General features: G+C 39.6%; 17 protein-coding genes. 16 read left to right on the top strand and 1 reads right to left on the bottom strand.

Annotation, left to right across the window (positions count from 1 at the left end; all coding sequences use genetic code 11):
• The first annotated feature begins 141 nt into the window (after nt 1-141).
• The 13 genes from proB to TZ94_RS05655 all read left to right on the top strand — a co-directional run bounded on the left by proB (nt 142) and on the right by TZ94_RS05655 (nt 11253).
• On the top strand, nt 142-1251 hold the full coding sequence (proB, locus tag TZ94_RS05715; RefSeq protein WP_045615088.1) for a glutamate 5-kinase: 1110 nt from the start codon (nt 142-144) through the stop codon (nt 1249-1251).
• Between the two features lie 9 nt (nt 1252-1260).
• Nucleotides 1261-2523, top strand: coding sequence for a glutamate-5-semialdehyde dehydrogenase (locus TZ94_RS05710; protein WP_045615086.1), 1263 nt, complete (start codon nt 1261-1263; stop codon nt 2521-2523).
• Nucleotides 2524-2526: 3 nt separating this feature from the next.
• Nucleotides 2527-3324 carry a pyrroline-5-carboxylate reductase gene (gene proC / locus TZ94_RS05705; protein WP_045615084.1) on the top strand — a complete coding sequence of 266 codons (798 nt, stop codon included), beginning with the start codon at nt 2527-2529 and terminating at the stop codon, nt 3322-3324.
• A gap of 109 nt (nt 3325-3433) precedes the next feature.
• Nucleotides 3434-4072, top strand: a complete 639-nt coding sequence (gene tmk, locus TZ94_RS05700) for a dTMP kinase (RefSeq protein WP_045615082.1) — start codon at nt 3434-3436, stop codon at nt 4070-4072.
• Nucleotides 4069-4953, top strand: a complete 885-nt coding sequence (locus tag TZ94_RS05695; protein WP_045615081.1) for a DNA polymerase III subunit delta' — start codon at nt 4069-4071, stop codon at nt 4951-4953. Before tmk ends, TZ94_RS05695 begins: the two co-directional genes overlap by 4 nt.
• A 36-nt stretch (nt 4954-4989) precedes the next feature.
• Nucleotides 4990-5307, top strand: coding sequence for a DNA replication initiation control protein YabA (yabA, locus tag TZ94_RS05690; protein ID WP_016465702.1), 318 nt, complete (start codon nt 4990-4992; stop codon nt 5305-5307).
• Nucleotides 5308-5309: 2 nt separating this feature from the next.
• Nucleotides 5310-6188 carry a 16S rRNA (cytidine(1402)-2'-O)-methyltransferase gene (gene rsmI, locus TZ94_RS05685; RefSeq protein ID WP_045615077.1) on the top strand — a complete coding sequence of 293 codons (879 nt, stop codon included), beginning with the start codon at nt 5310-5312 and terminating at the stop codon, nt 6186-6188.
• Between the two features lie 133 nt (nt 6189-6321).
• Complete coding sequence (gene trmFO / locus TZ94_RS05680; RefSeq protein WP_045615075.1) at nt 6322-7656, top strand: methylenetetrahydrofolate--tRNA-(uracil(54)-C(5))-methyltransferase (FADH(2)-oxidizing) TrmFO; 1335 nt, start codon at nt 6322-6324, stop codon at nt 7654-7656.
• An 83-nt stretch (nt 7657-7739) separates the two neighbouring features.
• Nucleotides 7740-8477: a UMP kinase gene (gene pyrH / locus TZ94_RS05675; protein ID WP_006145718.1), complete on the top strand. Its 738-nt coding sequence runs from the start codon at nt 7740-7742 to the stop codon at nt 8475-8477.
• An 8-nt stretch (nt 8478-8485) separates the two neighbouring features.
• Nucleotides 8486-9043 carry a ribosome recycling factor gene (gene frr / locus TZ94_RS05670; protein ID WP_006152642.1) on the top strand — a complete coding sequence of 186 codons (558 nt, stop codon included), beginning with the start codon at nt 8486-8488 and terminating at the stop codon, nt 9041-9043.
• A gap of 60 nt (nt 9044-9103) precedes the next feature.
• On the top strand, nt 9104-9958 hold the full coding sequence (gene cvfB / locus TZ94_RS05665; protein WP_045615071.1) for an RNA-binding virulence regulatory protein CvfB: 855 nt from the start codon (nt 9104-9106) through the stop codon (nt 9956-9958).
• A gap of 8 nt (nt 9959-9966) precedes the next feature.
• Nucleotides 9967-10182, top strand: coding sequence for a YozE family protein (locus TZ94_RS05660; RefSeq protein WP_001232087.1), 216 nt, complete (start codon nt 9967-9969; stop codon nt 10180-10182).
• Between the two features lie 84 nt (nt 10183-10266).
• On the top strand, nt 10267-11253 hold the full coding sequence (locus TZ94_RS05655; protein WP_045615069.1) for a PhoH family protein: 987 nt from the start codon (nt 10267-10269) through the stop codon (nt 11251-11253).
• A 49-nt stretch (nt 11254-11302) separates the two neighbouring features.
• Here TZ94_RS05655 and ald read toward each other — a convergent pair whose 3' ends face one another.
• Nucleotides 11303-12415: an alanine dehydrogenase gene (ald, locus tag TZ94_RS05650; RefSeq protein WP_045615067.1), complete on the bottom strand. Its 1113-nt coding sequence runs from the start codon at nt 12413-12415 to the stop codon at nt 11303-11305.
• A gap of 165 nt (nt 12416-12580) precedes the next feature.
• On the opposite strand from ald, the gene TZ94_RS05645 reads away from it, so the two are divergent.
• The 3 genes from TZ94_RS05645 to TZ94_RS05635 all read left to right on the top strand — a co-directional run bounded on the left by TZ94_RS05645 (nt 12581) and on the right by TZ94_RS05635 (nt 16051).
• Nucleotides 12581-13150, top strand: a complete 570-nt coding sequence (locus tag TZ94_RS05645) for a GNAT family N-acetyltransferase (RefSeq protein WP_045615064.1) — start codon at nt 12581-12583, stop codon at nt 13148-13150.
• 65 nt (nt 13151-13215) lie between these two features.
• Nucleotides 13216-13857, top strand: coding sequence for a helix-hairpin-helix domain-containing protein (locus TZ94_RS05640; protein ID WP_045615062.1), 642 nt, complete (start codon nt 13216-13218; stop codon nt 13855-13857).
• A complete protein-coding gene (locus TZ94_RS05635) occupies nt 13841-16051 on the top strand; it encodes a ComEC/Rec2 family competence protein (RefSeq protein ID WP_045615060.1) in 2211 nt (736 codons plus the stop codon). The genes TZ94_RS05640 and TZ94_RS05635 overlap by 17 nt, the downstream gene beginning before the upstream one ends.
• The last annotated feature ends 51 nt before the right edge of the window (nt 16052-16102 follow it).

The raw sequence follows: 16102 nt of genomic DNA, 5'->3' as shown, positions 1-16102 counted from the left end.
AAGAACAATTATTTAAGTCAGACACTAAAAGAATCTTGCTAAGCAAGGTTCTTTTTTTATTTTTGAAGATATGAGAGTAGCTTTTTTACATTTTCATAAAATCATGGTAAAATGGATAAATATAAAAAATGAGGTATGAATATGAAGTATAAACGAATCGTATTTAAAGTTGGAACATCATCATTGACACACAAGGATGGAAGTTTATCTCGAAGTAAAGTGAAGGCAATTACTCAACAACTCTCAATGTTACACGAGTCAGGTCATGAATTAATTCTTGTATCTTCTGGGGCTGTTGCAGCTGGTTTTGGTCCACTTGGATTTAAGAAAAGACCGACAAAAATTGCTGATAAACAAGCTGCAGCAGCTGTTGGTCAGGGTTTGCTTTTAGAGGAATATACAACCAACCTCCTCATGCGCCAAATTGTCTCTGCACAAATCTTACTTACTCAGGATGATTTTGTAGACAAAAGACGTTATAAAAATGCGCATCAAGCTTTAACAGTTCTCCTTAATCGTGGAGCAATCCCCATCATCAATGAGAATGACAGTGTAGTGATTGATGAACTGAAAGTTGGAGATAATGATACACTGAGTGCTCAGGTGGCTGCTATGGTTCAGGCAGATTTGCTAGTTCTTTTGACAGATGTGGATGGACTTTATACAGGAAATCCTAACACAGATCCAAAGGCTAAACGCTTGGATAAAATTGAGTCTATTAACCGTGAGATTATTGATATGGCTGGTGGTGCTGGATCTTCAAATGGAACAGGTGGTATGTTAACGAAAATAAAAGCTGCTACCATTGCAACTGAGTCAGGTGTTCCCGTTTATATCTGTTCTTCCTTGAAACCTGATGCTTTAATTGAAGTAGCTGAAGAGACTCATGATGGTTCTTTCTTTTTTGCACAAGAAAAGGGACTTCGTACCCAGAAACAATGGTTGGCTTTTTATGCAAAAAGTCAGGGCATTATTTGGGTAGATAGTGGAGCGGCAGAAGCATTAACAAAGAACGAAAAAAGTCTCCTTTTATCTGGTGTAGTAGATGTAGAAGGTAATTTCTCTTACCACGATATTGTAACGGTGGCTGATAAAGAAACTGGTCAATCACTTGGAAAGGGACGTGTTCAATTTGGAGTTTCTGCCGTGGAAGATATGATGCGTTCGCAAAAAGCTAAGGGAGTCTTGATTCACCGTAATGATTGGATTTCTATTACTCCTGAAATTCAACTGCTCTTTACAGAATTTTAGAGGTAAACTATGGTAAGTACACAAGAACAATTTGAACAAGTACAGGCTGTAAAAAAGTCGATCAACACAGCTAGTGAAGAGCTTAAAAACCAAGCCTTGCTAGCTATGGCTGATCACTTAGTAGCAACTACTGAGGAGATTTTAACAGCCAATGCTCGTGATATGGAAGAGGCTAAAGGTAAAATCTCAGAAGTTATGTTGGATCGTCTTTATTTGGATGCAGGTCGTATTCAAGATATGGCAACTGGCATTCGTGAGGTGGTTGCTCTTCCAGACCCAATTGGTGAAACCCTAGAAACAAATCATCTTGAAAATGGATTGGTGATTACTAAGAAACGTGTAGCTATGGGAGTTATTGGTATTATCTATGAAAGTCGTCCCAATGTAACCTCCGATGCGGCTGCTTTAGCTATAAAAAGTGGAAATGCAGTTGTCCTTCGTAGTGGTAAGGACGCCTTTCAAACCGCTCATGCTATTGTTGTTGCTTTGAAAAAAGGATTAGAGGAAACTGAAATCCACCCAGACGTCATTCAGTTGGTGCAGGATACCAGCCGTGAAAGTAGCTATGCTATGATGAAGGCGAAAGGCTACCTAGATCTCCTTATTCCTCGTGGAGGTGCGGGCTTGATTAGTGCAGTAGTAGAAAATGCTATTGTACCAGTTATTGAGACAGGTACTGGTATCGTCCATGTGTACGTGGATAAGGATGCTGATGAGGATAAGGCGCTCTCTATTGTCAATAATGCTAAAACTAGTCGCCCTTCTGTATGTAATGCAATGGAGGTTTTGCTGGTTCATGAAAATATAGCAGCGACTTTTCTTCCTCGCTTGGAGCAAGTTCTTGTGAATGAACGTGAAGAAGCTGGACTTGAACCAATTCAACTGCGTCTAGATGAGAAAGCTAGACAGTTCATTTCCGGTGAAGTAGCTAAGTCTCAAGATTTTGACACTGAGTTTTTAGATTATGTCCTTGCTGTTAAGGTCGTTTCGAGTCTCGAGGAAGCGGTAGAGCATATCGAAGCTCACAGCACCCATCATTCGGATGCAATTGTAACAGAAAATCCAGTCGCAGCTGCTTATTTTGTAGAACAAGTGGATTCAGCAGCGGTTTATGTTAATGCTTCAACACGTTTTACGGATGGTGGTCAGTTTGGACTTGGCTGTGAAATGGGTATTTCTACTCAGAAATTGCATGCGCGTGGACCAATGGGATTAAAAGAATTAACCAGCTACAAGTATGTAGTTAATGGTTCTGGACAGATAAGGGAGTAAGGTATGAAGATTGGATTTATTGGACTAGGTAATATGGGTTCTAGTTTGGCAAAAGCAGTTATAGCTGCAACATCTGAAAACCAAGTTCTACTGGCTAACCGGAGTCAAGCTAAAGTAGATTCTTTTGTAGCCAACTACGGCGGACAGACTTCTAGTAATGAAGAAATTTTTGCAGTAGCAGATGTGATTTTTTTAGGAGTCAAGCCAGCCCAATTCTCTGAACTGCTTTCACAATATCAATCAATCCTTGGAAAAAGAGACAGTCTTCTATTGATCTCCATGGCTGCTGGCTTAACCTTGGAAAAACTAGAGAATTTGATTCCAAGTCAACATCGCATGATTCGTATCATGCCAAATACCCCTGTTGCTATTGGACAAGGAGTGATTAGTTTTGCGAAGTCTACAAACTGTCATCCAAAAGATAATGAGCTTTTTTGTCGACTCTTAAGTAAGGCAGGCCAATTAGTTGAAATAAATGAACAATTAATCGATGCTGCGACAGGTCTTGCAGGCTGTGGACCAGCCTTTGTCTATCTTTTTATCGAAGCTTTGGCAGATGCTGGTGTGCAAACAGGTTTACCACGCGATACAGCATTGGAAATGGCAGCACAAACAGTAGTAGGTGCAGGTCAGATGGTTCTTAAGACTCAACAACATCCTGGAGTTTTGAAAGATCAAGTTTGTAGCCCAGGAGGTTCTACTATTGCTGGTGTAGCAAGTTTGGAAGAACATTCTTTTAGGGGAACAGTTATGGATGCAGTCTATCAATCCTATAAACGAACACAAGAACTTGGTAAATAAGAGGTCGGAATACTTTCCGGCCTCTTTTATGATTAGTGAATAAAAAGCTTTTCACAAATGCCTATTTTTTTGATAAAATAGAAGGAAGAAAAAAAGAAATGAGTTAGTCATGTCAAAAGGATTTTTAGTCTCTCTGGAGGGGCCAGAGGGAGCTGGTAAAACGAGTGTTCTTGAAGCTATCCTTCCTATGTTAGAAGAAAAAAATATTGAGGTCTTAACGACACGTGAACCAGGTGGTGTATTGATTGGTGAAAAGATTCGAGAAGTTATTCTGGACCCTAGTCATACTCAAATGGATGCTAAGACAGAGCTTCTACTCTATATTGCTAGTCGTAGACAACACCTAGTGGAAAAGGTCTTACCAGCACTTGCAGCAGGGAAACTGGTCATCATGGATCGTTTTATTGATAGTTCCGTTGCTTATCAAGGTTTTGGTCGTGGTTTAGATATTGAAGCTATTGATTGGCTCAACCAATTTGCGACAGATGGTCTCAAACCAGATTTGACACTTTATTTTGATATCGAAGTAGAGAAGGGGCTTGAACGAATTGCGGCAAACAGTGATCGCGAAGTCAATCGTTTGGACTTGGAAGGTTTAGACTTGCATCGCAAAGTCCGTCAGGGATATCTCTCCCTTCTTGAAAAAGAAGGTGATCGCATTGTTAAGATTGATGCCAGCTTACCACTAGATCAAGTTGTTGAGAATACTAAGAAAGTCTTATTTGACAGAATGGGGCTGCAAGAATGAATCAAGAGGAATTAAAAGCTTGTCAACCACAACAATTTGAACGTTTTGTTCATATCTTAGAACAAAAACAGCTCAATCATGCCTATCTCTTTTCAGGCTTTTTTGGAAGTATGGAGATGGCTTTATTTCTGTCTAAGAGTTTGTTTTGTACTGAAAAACAGGGGGTCTTACCCTGCGAGTCTTGTCGAAATTGTAAGTTGATTGACCAAGAAGAATTTCCTGATGTCACAATTATTCGTCCCATTAATCAGATTATAAAAACAGAAAGAATTAGAGAACTAGTTAGTCAGTTTTCTCAATCAGGGATTGAAAATCAACGTCAGGTTTTTATCATTGAACAAGCTGAAAAAATGCATGTTAATGCTGCTAATTCACTTCTAAAGATTATCGAAGAACCTCAAAGTGAAATCTATATTTTCTTCTTAACCAATGATCAAGAACAAATTTTGCCAACCATTCGAAGTCGGACACAGATTTTCCAATTTAAGAAACAAGTGGCAAATCTTATGGTTGAACTCGAGAAAGCAGGATTGGTCAAAAATAAAGCAAGGCTTTTAGCTGAGTTTAGCCAATCGCAAGCAGAAGCCGAAAAACTGATCAATCAACCTAGTTTTTGGACTTTGGTAGAAGAAAGTGAGCGTTTCTTTGCATGGTTAGAAACTGGGAAAAAGGAAGCGTATTTGCAGGTGGCAAAATTAGCTAGTTTAGCAGACGACAAAGAAAAGCAAGACCAGGTATTTAGAATTCTAGAAGTAATCGCTGGACAAGAGATTCTAAAAAATTCAGCTCGTAGAATCTTGCAAAATCTTGTCGAAGCTAGAAGAATGTGGAAGGCAAATGTGTCTTTCCAAAATGCTTTGGAATACCTCGTTTTACAATAATATAAAGATGAAAACAGAAAAAAGAAAGGGCTGTCTATGAACAAGAAAGAATTATTTGATGCCTTAGATGATTTTTCTCAACAGTTGTTGGCGACCTTGGCAGATGTCGAAGCCATCAAAAAAAATCTCAAAAGTGTAGTAGAAGAGAATACAGCTCTTCGCTTGGAAAATGATAAACTGAGAGAGCGCTTAGGAGAGGAAGAGGATTCTGCTCCTGCAAAGACCAAGCATGTTCGAGAAAATGTTCGTCGAATCTATGAAGATGGCTTTCATGTGTGTCGTGATTTTTATGGACAGCGTCGTGAACAAGATGCAGAATGTATGTTCTGTGATGAGTTGTTGTTTAGGGAGTAAGCATGCAGATTCAAAAAAGTTTTAAAGGTCAGTCACCTTATGGTAAGCTATATCTTGTTGCAACGCCGATTGGAAATCTTGAGGATATGACCTATCGTGCCATTCAGACTTTGAAAGAAGTGGACTGGATTGCTGCCGAGGATACTCGAAATACTGGGCTTTTACTCAAGCATTTTGATATTCCGACCAAACAAATCAGTTTTCATGAGCACAATGCCAAGGAAAAGATTCCTGATTTGATTGATTTGTTGAAACAAGGTCAAAGTATTGCTCAAGTTTCTGATGCAGGACTTCCTAGCATTTCAGATCCAGGTCACGATTTGGTTAAGGCTGCAATTGAAGAGGATATAGCAGTTGTCACAGTTCCAGGTGCTAGCGCAGGAATTTCTGCCTTGATTGCCAGTGGTTTAGCCCCCCAACCTCATATCTTTTATGGATTCTTACCTCGAAAATCGGGACAACAAAAGCAATTTTTCGAATCAAAAAAAGAGTATCCTGAGACCCAGATTTTCTATGAATCTCCACATCGCGTGGCTGATACTCTAGAAAATATGCTAGAGGTCTACGGTGATCGTTCAGTGGTTCTAGTTCGAGAATTGACTAAGATTTATGAAGAATACCAACGTGGAAGTATTACTGAATTATTAGAAAATATTTCTCAAACACTGCTCAAAGGCGAATGCCTTCTCATTGTAGAAGGTGCTAGTCAAGAAGTAGAAGATAAGGATGAGGAGGACTTGTTCTCAGAAATCCAAGAACGTATCCAACAAGGAATCAAGAAAAATCAAGCTATTAAGGAAGTCGCTAAAATTTATCAGTGGAACAAAAGCCAGCTCTACGCTGCCTACCATGAGTGGGAAGAGAATCAATCTAATGACTAAACAGGGAAGTTTGCCTTCTTCCCTTTTTTTGTTATACTAGTAAAAGAAAAAATAGAAAGATTTGTGGGTATCAAACAGTCTAGTAGCTTGTTTTAATTTGGACTTAGTTTGCACCCAAAGAGGTATTAGTGTCATGTCTCAATCTTATATCAATGTTATTGGTGCTGGTTTGGCAGGTTCGGAAGCAGCTTACCAAATCGCACAGCGTGGTATTCCTGTTAAACTCTATGAAATGCGTGGTGTCAAATCAACACCTCAGCATAAAACAGACAATTTTGCTGAGTTGGTTTGCTCAAACTCCTTGCGTGGAGATGCTCTTACAAATGCTGTAGGTCTCCTTAAGGAAGAAATGCGTCGTCTAGGCTCTCTTATCTTGGAGTCAGCAGAAGCAACGCGTGTTCCTGCTGGTGGTGCTCTCGCGGTTGACCGTGATGGTTTCTCTCAAATGATCACTGAAAAGATTGCCAATCATCCTTTGATTGAGGTCGTTCGTGACGAAATCACAGAATTGCCAACAGATGCCATTACAGTTGTAGCAACTGGTCCTTTGACAAGTGATGCTCTTGCTGAGAAAATTCACGTACTTAATGGAGGAGATGGTTTTTATTTCTACGATGCTGCAGCGCCTATTGTGGATGTCAATACAATCGATATGAACAAGGTCTACCTAAAGTCTCGTTATGATAAAGGAGAAGCAGCTTATCTGAATGCTCCAATGACCAAACAAGAATTTATGGATTTCCATGAAGCCTTGGTCAATGCAGAAGAAGCACCTCTTAACTCTTTTGAAAAAGAAAAGTACTTTGAAGGCTGTATGCCAATTGAAGTCATGGCCAAACGTGGCATTAAAACTATGCTCTATGGTCCTATGAAACCAGTTGGACTAGAATATCCAGAAGATTACAAGGGACCTCGTGATGGAGACTTTAAAACTCCTTATGCAGTCGTTCAGCTTCGTCAGGACAATGCAGCAGGTAGTCTCTACAATATCGTGGGATTCCAGACTCACCTCAAATGGGGAGAGCAGAAGCGTGTCTTCCAAATGATTCCAGGTCTTGAAAACGCCGAGTTTGTCCGTTATGGCGTTATGCACCGCAATTCCTATATGGACTCTCCAAATCTCCTTGAGCAGACTTATCGTTCTAAGAAACAGCCAAATCTTTTCTTTGCTGGTCAGATGACGGGTGTGGAAGGATATGTTGAATCAGCAGCTTCAGGATTAGTAGCAGGTATTAACGCAGCTCGTCTTTTCAAGGGAGAAAGCGAAGCTATTTTTCCAGAGACAACAGCTATCGGAAGTTTAGCTCATTACATCACACATGCTGATAGCAAACACTTCCAACCTATGAATGTCAACTTTGGCATTATCAAGGAATTAGAAGGTGAACGAATCCGCGATAAAAAGACTCGTTATGAGAAAATCGCGGAACGCGCCTTGTCTGATTTAGAGAAATTTTTATCTGTCTAATTTTTTTGAAAGAATCGCTCATGATACTATAAAAATCTTTCAAATTGTGATAAAATAGGTAGGATGAAAAAAGGAGAGAGAAAATGGTAGAACCTAAGTATAAACGTATCTTAATCAAGCTATCTGGTGAAGCCCTCGCTGGCGAACGTGGTGTCGGGATTGACATCAAAACTGTTCAAAGTATGGCCCAAGAAATCAAGGAAGTTCACGAGCTAGGAATTGAAATTGCCTTGGTTATCGGTGGTGGAAACCTTTGGCGTGGAGAACCTGCAGCAGAAGCTGGTATGGATCGTGTTCAAGCGGATTACACTGGAATGCTTGGGACAGTCATGAATGCTCTTGTGATGGCAGATTCATTGCAACAAGTTGGGGTTGATACTCGCGTACAAACAGCTATTGCTATGCAACAAGTAGCAGAGCCTTATATTCGTGGGCGTGCCCTTCGCCACCTTGAAAAAGGACGTATCGTTATCTTTGGCGCAGGAATTGGTTCACCTTACTTCTCTACAGATACAACAGCGGCTCTTCGTGCAGCTGAAATTGAAGCAGACGCTATTTTGATGGCTAAGAATGGTGTAGACGGTGTCTACAATGCTGATCCTAAGAAAGATAAGACTGCTGTTAAGTTTGAAGAATTGACTCACCGTGATGTCATTAATAAAGGTCTTCGTATCATGGACTCAACGGCTTCAACACTTTCAATGGATAATGACATCGACTTGGTAGTCTTTAATATGAACCAACCTGGCAATATCAAACGTGTTGTATTTGGTGAAAATATCGGAACAACTGTTTCAAACAATATCGAAGAAAAGGAATAAGAAAAATTATGGCTAACGCAATTGTAGAAAAAGCTAAAGAGAGAATGACTCAATCTCACCACTCACTTGCTCGTGAATTTGGTGGTATCCGTGCAGGTCGTGCTAACGCTAGCTTGCTTGACCGTATTACTGTTGAATACTATGGTGTCGAAACACCTCTTAACCAAATTGCTTCTATCACAATTCCTGAAGCGCGTGTCCTATTGGTAACACCATTTGATAAATCTTCATTGAAGGATATCGAGCGTGCTTTGAACGCTTCAGATCTTGGTATTACACCAGCTAACGATGGTTCTGTTATTCGCTTGGTAATCCCAGCTCTTACAGAAGAAACTCGTCGCGACCTCGCTAAAGAAGTGAAAAAAGTTGGTGAAAATGCTAAAGTAGCTATCCGTAATATCCGTCGTGACGCTATGGATGAAGCTAAGAAACAAGAAAAAGCTAAAGAAATCACTGAAGATGAATTGAAGACTCTTGAAAAAGATATTCAAAAAGCGACAGACGATGCTGTTAAACACATCGACGACATGACTGCAAATAAAGAAAAAGAAATCTTGGAAGTCTAAGAAATAAACAGAAAAACTCAGTTGGCATTGCTGGCTGAGTTTTATTCGAAAGAAGGAAACATGAATACAAATCTTGCAAGTTTTATCGTTGGACTTATCATCGATGAAAATGACCGTTTTTACTTTGTTCAAAAGGATGGTCAAACATACGCTCTTGCTAAGGAAGAAGGTCAGCATACAGTTGGTGATACTGTTAAAGGTTTTGCCTACACAGACATGAAGCAAAAACTTCGCTTGACAACTCAAGAAGTGACTGCAACTCAGGATCAATTTGGTTGGGGTACAGTAACAGAGGTTCGTAAGGATTTGGGTGTTTTTGTTGATACAGGACTTCCTGACAAGGAAATCGTTGTGTCACTTGATATCCTGCCTGAACTGAAAGAGCTCTGGCCTAAGAAGGGCGATAAACTTTATGTTCGTCTAGAAGTAGACAAGAAAGACCGTATCTGGGGAGTTTTGGCTTATCAGGAAGACTTCCAACGTTTAGCACGTCCAGCATACAACAACATGCAAAATCAGAACTGGCCAGCAATCGTTTATCGTCTTAAGTTATCAGGAACTTTTGTCTACCTACCAGAAAACAACATGCTTGGATTTATCCATCCAAGTGAGCGCTATGCAGAGCCACGTTTGGGGCAAGTGTTAGATGCGCGTGTCATTGGTTTCCGTGAAGTTGACCGAACTCTTAATCTGTCACTAAAACCTCGCTCTTTTGAGATGTTAGAAAATGATGCACAAATGATTCTGACTTACTTGGAAAGCAATGGCGGTTTCATGACCTTAAATGACAAATCATCGCCTGACGATATCAAGGCTACTTTTGGTATCTCAAAAGGTCAGTTTAAAAAAGCACTTGGTGGTTTGATGAAGGCTGGTAAAATCAAGCAAGACCAGTTTGGTACAGAGTTAATTTAGGGAGGCTTATGAGAAAATCATTTTATACTTGGCTCATGACAGAACGAAATCCTAAAAGTAATAGTCCCAAAGCCATTTTAGCGGATCTTGCCTTTGAGGAGTCAGCCTTCCCAAAACATACGGATGATTTCGATCAGGTGAGTCGATTTTTAGAAGAACATGCCAGTTTTTCCTTTAATATGGGAGACTTCGATCGCATCTGGCAGGAATATTTAGAACATTAAAAAGGGCATAGGTGTTAAGGATAGCAATTTCCAAATGCCTTTGCTATAATAAAAAGAAATTAAAGAGTTAGAGAGGTTCTTTGTTTGAAGGAACATTCAATAGACATTCAGTTAAGTCATCCAGATGACCTGTTTCATCTTTTTGGTTCCAATGAACGCCATCTTCGCTTGATAGAAGATGAGTTAGATGTTATCATCCATGCTCGTACAGAGATTGTACAAGTCTTGGGAGAGGAGTCTTCTTGTGAAGAAGCACGGCAAGTCATTCAAGCCTTGATGGTCTTGGTTAATCGTGGCATGACTGTCGGAACTCCGGATGTGGTGACAGCCATCAATATGGTTAGAAACAATGAAATCGATAAGTTTGTTGCCCTCTATGAAGAAGAGATTATCAAAGACAATACTGGTAAGCCGATTCGGGTCAAGACACTGGGACAAAAACTTTATGTTGATAGTGTTAAGAATCATGATGTTACCTTCGGAATTGGGCCGGCTGGTACGGGTAAAACATTCCTAGCAGTGACCTTGGCTGTTACAGCTCTTAAACGTGGTCAAGTCAAGCGTATTATCCTGACTCGTCCAGCAGTAGAAGCTGGAGAAAGCTTGGGATTTCTTCCAGGAGATCTCAAGGAAAAGGTAGACCCTTATCTTCGACCTGTCTATGATGCCTTGTACCAAATTCTTGGGAAGGACCAAACAACTCGTCTCATGGAGCGAGAAATTATTGAAATTGCCCCTTTGGCCTACATGCGTGGTCGTACTCTGGATGATGCCTTTGTCATTTTGGATGAAGCGCAAAATACAACTATCATGCAGATGAAGATGTTTTTGACTCGTCTTGGATTTAATTCAAAAATGATTGTCAATGGCGATATTAGCCAGATTGACCTGCCGCGTAATGTTAAATCAGGTCTGATTGATGCCCAGGAAAAACTTAAGAACATTCACCAGATTGACTTCGTTCATTTTTCAGCCAAGGATGTGGTTCGCCATCCAATCGTTGCTCAGATTATTAGAGCTTATGAACCTCGACCTGTCAAAGCTGAAGAAAATCAAGAAGAAACAGAATAAAGAAAAAGAGCAGTTGAAAAACTGCTCTTAATTTTTTTTGAATTTCTTATTAAACAAGCTCACTAATAGGTGTATAGTCACGTTCTAAACCTTCAGCAACTGGTTGACTAGTCAATTGACCTTGGTAAGTTGTAACCCCTTCACGTAAACCAGCATCTTCAAGGATTGCTTTCTTAAATCCTTTACCTGCTAAGGCTTCGATATAAGGAAGAGTCACATTTGTAAGGGCGATGGTAGAAGTACGGGCAACTGCTCCAGGAATATTGGCAACCGCATAGTGAAGGACACCGTGTTTTTCATATACAGGCTCATCATGGGTTGTCACACGGTCAGCTGTTGCAATAACACCACCTTGGTCTACAGCAACGTCTACGATGACAGAACCAGGACGCATTTGTTGAACCATGTCATCTGTCACCAATTTTGGAGCTTTAGCACCAGGAATCAATACTGCACCGATAACAACGTCTGCTTCACGCACACTTGCTTCAATATTAAATGGGTTAGACATCAAAGTTTGGATTTGGTGACCAAAGACATCTTCAAGTACAGAAAGGCGCTTAGCGCTGATATCAAGAATAGTTACTTGAGCTCCCAAACCAAGAGCGATACGAGCTGCGTGTGTACCAACGACACCACCACCGATAATGGTTACTTTTCCTTTTGGTACACCTGGGACACCACCCAATAGAACTCCAGAACCACCAGCTTGTTTCGTCAAGAAGTGAGCTCCGATTTGGACAGCCATTCGACCTGCAACCTCACTCATTGGAACCAATAGAGGAAGTTGACCTTCAGTATCGCGTACAGTTTCATAAGCAACACCAGTTGTTTTAGCTGCAAGCATAGCATCAGCTAATTCTGGAGCAGCTGCCATATGCAAGTAGGTGAAAAGAAGTAAGTCTTCACGCAAGAATTGATATTCACTAGCAAGTGGCTCTTTTACTTTAACAACTAACTCTGCAGCCCAAGCTTCAGCTGCTGTAGCTACAATCTCAGCTCCTTGCTTTTCATAGTCGGCATCAGCAAAACCAGATCCAAGTCCAGCATTTGTTTCAATGAGGACACGGTGACCACGACCAACAAGACTCTGTACACCAGCAGGTGTCAAAGCAACACGATTTTCATTATTTTTAATTTCCTTTGGAATTCCAATTAACATAAAGATAACTCACTTTCTATCAGACAGTTTCAGTTTTATATCACATTTTTTGAGTTTTTTGTGATGATTTTATTGTATATGAAACCGCTATAAATTGCAAGAAAAACTTGTAAACCTATTTCTTTTATGTTATTCTTTTACCAACCTATTTTAGGAGGTACAATCATGGAATCACTATTTATCAAACTAGCTAAGCATCAAATTATCGAAACAGAACGCTTAGTGCTTAGACCTGTAACACTTGATGATGCAGAAGCCATGTTTGAGTATGCTTCAAATAAAGAAAATACGCGCTACACTTTTCCAACTAATCAAAGTCTAGAGGAAACTAAGAACAATATTGCTCAGTTTTATCTAGCCAATCCCTTGGGCCGATGGGGAATTGAACTAAAAAGTACTGGAGAGTTTATCGGAACTATTGACCTGCACAAGATGGATACTGTTCTTAAGAAGGCAGCCATTGGTTACATTATCAATCAAAAATATTGGAATCAAGGTTTGACAACTGAAGCCAATCGTGCTGTGATTGAACTGGCTTTTGAAAAGATAGGAATGAATAAGTTGACGGCTTTTCATGATAAGGACAATCCTGCATCAGGAAAGGTTATGGAGAAATCAGGCATGCGCTTTTCTCACGAAGAACCTTATGCTAGAATGGATAAAAATGAACCTGGAAGATTCGTAACAGATGTCCATTACGTCTTGACCAAGGAAGACTATTTTGTAAATAAGTAAGCAGTTGAAAAGATTTTCAGCTGTTTTTTTCTTTCTCTTACGAATAAGCTAAGAGAGGAGTAAATATGGAAGAACTTATTGAGAAAATTAAAGAATATAAAATCATTGTTATTTGCGTTAGTTTGGGCTTGGTCTTGGGTGGATTTTTCCTCCTAAAGCCTATCACTCAAACACCTGCTAAGGAAAGTAATTTGCAGACAGAAGTTACAACTGTTTCGAAGGATTCGACGGATGAAAAGGAGGATGGGAATCAGAAGGAAGAAGCGGTGGAGCAAGATCTGATTACTGTCGATGTTAAAGGGGCTGTCAAAACACCAGGGATTTATGATTTGCCAGTTGGAAGTCGTATCAATGATGCTGTTCAAAAAGCTGGTGGACTGACAGATAATGCCGATAGCAAGTCTATCAATCTAGCCCAGAGAATTAGTGACGAAGCACTGGTCTATGTTCCGACCAAGGAAGAAGCTACCAGTCAAGAATCACAATCAAATACCTCTAACAACAAGGAAAGTAAGAAAGTCAATCTCAATAAAGCCAGTTTAGAGGAGCTTAAACAAGTTAAAGGATTAGGTGCTAAACGTGCTCAGGATATCATTGAGCATCGTGAGTCCAACGGTAAGTTTAAGTCAGTTGATGAGCTTAAAAAGGTTTCTGGTATTGGTGCAAAAACGATAGAAAAGTTAAAAGAGTATGTCACAGTGGATTAATCGTTTTCCCATCCCCAAAATATATCTTAGTTTTCTTTTGTTATGGCTCTACTACGCTATCTTTTCAGCAAGTGTCTTAGCACTTTTGGGCTTTGTCTTTTTACTAATCTGCCTCTTTTTTCAATTTTCATGGAAGACTGTGGTCAAGGTTCTCTTTGTTTGTGGTCTTTTTGGAAGCTGGTTTATATTTCAAAAATGGCAGCAAGAAGAAGCGAGTCAACATCTTGTTGACTCAGTTAATACGGTACGAATCTTGTCTGATACCATCAAGGTGAATGGTGATAGTTTATCCTTTCGTGGTAAGGCAAATGGTAGACTTTTTCAGGTCTATTATAAACTCCAGTCAGAAGCTGAAAAGAAAAAATTTCAAGACTTATCTGAACTGCATGAGCTTGTGGTAAAAGGAAAGCTAGCTATTCCTCAAGGAGCAAGTAATTTTGCTGGATTTGATTATCGAAACTACCTTAAAACTCAAGGAATTTATCAGACCTTGACCATATCGGAAATTGTCGAATTAAGGAAAACATCAAGTTTGGATATTGGAGAAAACCTATCAAGCTTGAGGAGAAAAACAGTTGTCTGGATAAAAAGGAATTTTCCCGATCCCATGCGCAACTACATGACCGGTCTTTTATTGGGACATTTAGATACAGACTTTGAGGAAATGAATGAACTTTATTCCAGCCTAGGGATTATTCATCTTTTTGCTTTGTCTGGAATGCAGGTCGGCTTTTTCATGGATGCTTTTAAGAAGTTACTTCTGCGTTTGGGTTTGACGCAAGAGAAGTTCAAATGGTTAGCCTATCCATTGTCATTGGTCTATGCAGGTTTGACAGGATTTTCAGCCTCTGTTATTCGTAGTCTCCTCCAAAAGCTATTGGCTCAGCATGGCTTTAAGTCACTAGATAATTTTGCTTTGACGATTCTTATTCTATTTCTTATCATGCCGAACTTTTTCTTAACAGCTGGAGGGGTTCTATCCTGTGCCTATGCTTTTATACTGACCATGACAGGTGAAGAAATAGAAGGAATAAGAGGGTTGGTTAGAGAGAGTTGCATCATTTCCTTGGGAATTCTACCAATCTTATCTTTTTACTTTTCTGAATTCCAACCGTGGTCCATTCTCTTGACATTTGTCTTTTCATTCTTATTTGATATGGTTCTGTTACCGCTCTTATCGATTCTCTTCTGTCTGTCATTTATATATCCCATCACCCAGTTCAACTTTCTCTTTGAATGGCTTGAAAACATCATTCGCTATATTTCTCAGCTATCTACGAGGCCTCTTGTTTTTGGTCAGCCAAGTCTTTGGATTTTAATCCTTCTTTTGATTACTTTAGCTCTCATCTACGATTATCGAAAGAACTTGAAAAAAATATCTATGCTTGTCATAGTTGCCTTCTCACTCTTTTTAGTAACCAAACATCCACTAGAAAATGAAATCACAGTCCTAGATATGGAACAGGGGCGGAGCATTTTCCTAAGAGACATGGCAGGAAAGACCATACTACTGGATGTCGGGGAAAAGTATGAAGTTGAAAAGAAAGAAGCCTGGCAGGAGAAGGTCATAACGAGCAATGCCAAACGTAGTTTAATCCCTTATCTCAAAAGTCGAGGAGTGGCCAAGATTGATCAGCTTGTGCTAACGACTAGTGATACTAAGCAGTTAGATCATGTGTTAGAAATCAGTAAAGCCTTCGAGCTTAAACAGATTCTAGTAACTGAAGAAACATTATCTAAAAGAGAATTTATGGATAAGCTGAAGGAAACCAAAATTAAGGTGGCTGCTATTAAAACAGGACAGCAGTTGTTTATTTTTGGGAGTAGTTTGGAAGCAATCACTAGCCAAAATAGCGATAAAAAGGATTCAATGGTCTTGTATGGAAAGTTACTAAATCAAACCTTTCTAATTACTGGAAATTTAGAGGAGAAGTTCTTAACGAGTCATTCCTCAAAATTCCGAGCAGATGTAGTGATAATGCATCAGCAAGCATCGAAGAAAAAGACAGATGTAGAGGTCTTCAAAGCTTTACAACCTAAAATCACGGTCATTTCGGTAGATAAGAAGAAAAAATTCAAAGAAAAAAATGAGGAAAGTAATCAAGAACTTGAGAATTCGATTTACAAAACAGACAAAAAGGGTGCCATTCGTTTTAAAGGTTGGAGTTCTTGGCAAATAGAAACAGTTCGCTGAACTCATGAACGAGAATAACATTAAAATTGTCTAAACAATCAATCAAAACTT

The organism is Streptococcus infantis (genome assembly GCF_000960085.1).
Classification (GTDB): Bacteria; Bacillota; Bacilli; order Lactobacillales; family Streptococcaceae; genus Streptococcus; species Streptococcus infantis_C.
This window is presented reverse-complemented; position numbering and strand designations above follow the sequence as displayed.

What these genes read in the sequence shown, in the direction of transcription:
- proB (WP_045615088.1), top strand. Translation starts at nt 142, where the DNA reads ATGAAGTATAAACGAATCGTATTTAAAGTTGGAACATCATCATTGACA.
- TZ94_RS05710 (WP_045615086.1), top strand. Translation starts at nt 1,261, where the DNA reads ATGGTAAGTACACAAGAACAATTTGAACAAGTACAGGCTGTAAAAAAG.
- proC (WP_045615084.1), top strand. Translation starts at nt 2,527, where the DNA reads ATGAAGATTGGATTTATTGGACTAGGTAATATGGGTTCTAGTTTGGCA.
- tmk (WP_045615082.1), top strand. Translation starts at nt 3,434, where the DNA reads ATGTCAAAAGGATTTTTAGTCTCTCTGGAGGGGCCAGAGGGAGCTGGT.
- TZ94_RS05695 (WP_045615081.1), top strand. Translation starts at nt 4,069, where the DNA reads ATGAATCAAGAGGAATTAAAAGCTTGTCAACCACAACAATTTGAACGT.
- yabA (WP_016465702.1), top strand. Translation starts at nt 4,990, where the DNA reads ATGAACAAGAAAGAATTATTTGATGCCTTAGATGATTTTTCTCAACAG.
- rsmI (WP_045615077.1), top strand. Translation starts at nt 5,310, where the DNA reads ATGCAGATTCAAAAAAGTTTTAAAGGTCAGTCACCTTATGGTAAGCTA.
- trmFO (WP_045615075.1), top strand. Translation starts at nt 6,322, where the DNA reads ATGTCTCAATCTTATATCAATGTTATTGGTGCTGGTTTGGCAGGTTCG.
- pyrH (WP_006145718.1), top strand. Translation starts at nt 7,740, where the DNA reads ATGGTAGAACCTAAGTATAAACGTATCTTAATCAAGCTATCTGGTGAA.
- frr (WP_006152642.1), top strand. Translation starts at nt 8,486, where the DNA reads ATGGCTAACGCAATTGTAGAAAAAGCTAAAGAGAGAATGACTCAATCT.
- cvfB (WP_045615071.1), top strand. Translation starts at nt 9,104, where the DNA reads ATGAATACAAATCTTGCAAGTTTTATCGTTGGACTTATCATCGATGAA.
- TZ94_RS05660 (WP_001232087.1), top strand. Translation starts at nt 9,967, where the DNA reads ATGAGAAAATCATTTTATACTTGGCTCATGACAGAACGAAATCCTAAA.
- ald (WP_045615067.1), bottom strand. Translation starts at nt 12,415, where the DNA reads ATGTTAATTGGAATTCCAAAGGAAATTAAAAATAATGAAAATCGTGTT.
- TZ94_RS05645 (WP_045615064.1), top strand. Translation starts at nt 12,581, where the DNA reads ATGGAATCACTATTTATCAAACTAGCTAAGCATCAAATTATCGAAACA.
- TZ94_RS05640 (WP_045615062.1), top strand. Translation starts at nt 13,216, where the DNA reads ATGGAAGAACTTATTGAGAAAATTAAAGAATATAAAATCATTGTTATT.
- TZ94_RS05635 (WP_045615060.1), top strand. Translation starts at nt 13,841, where the DNA reads ATGTCACAGTGGATTAATCGTTTTCCCATCCCCAAAATATATCTTAGT.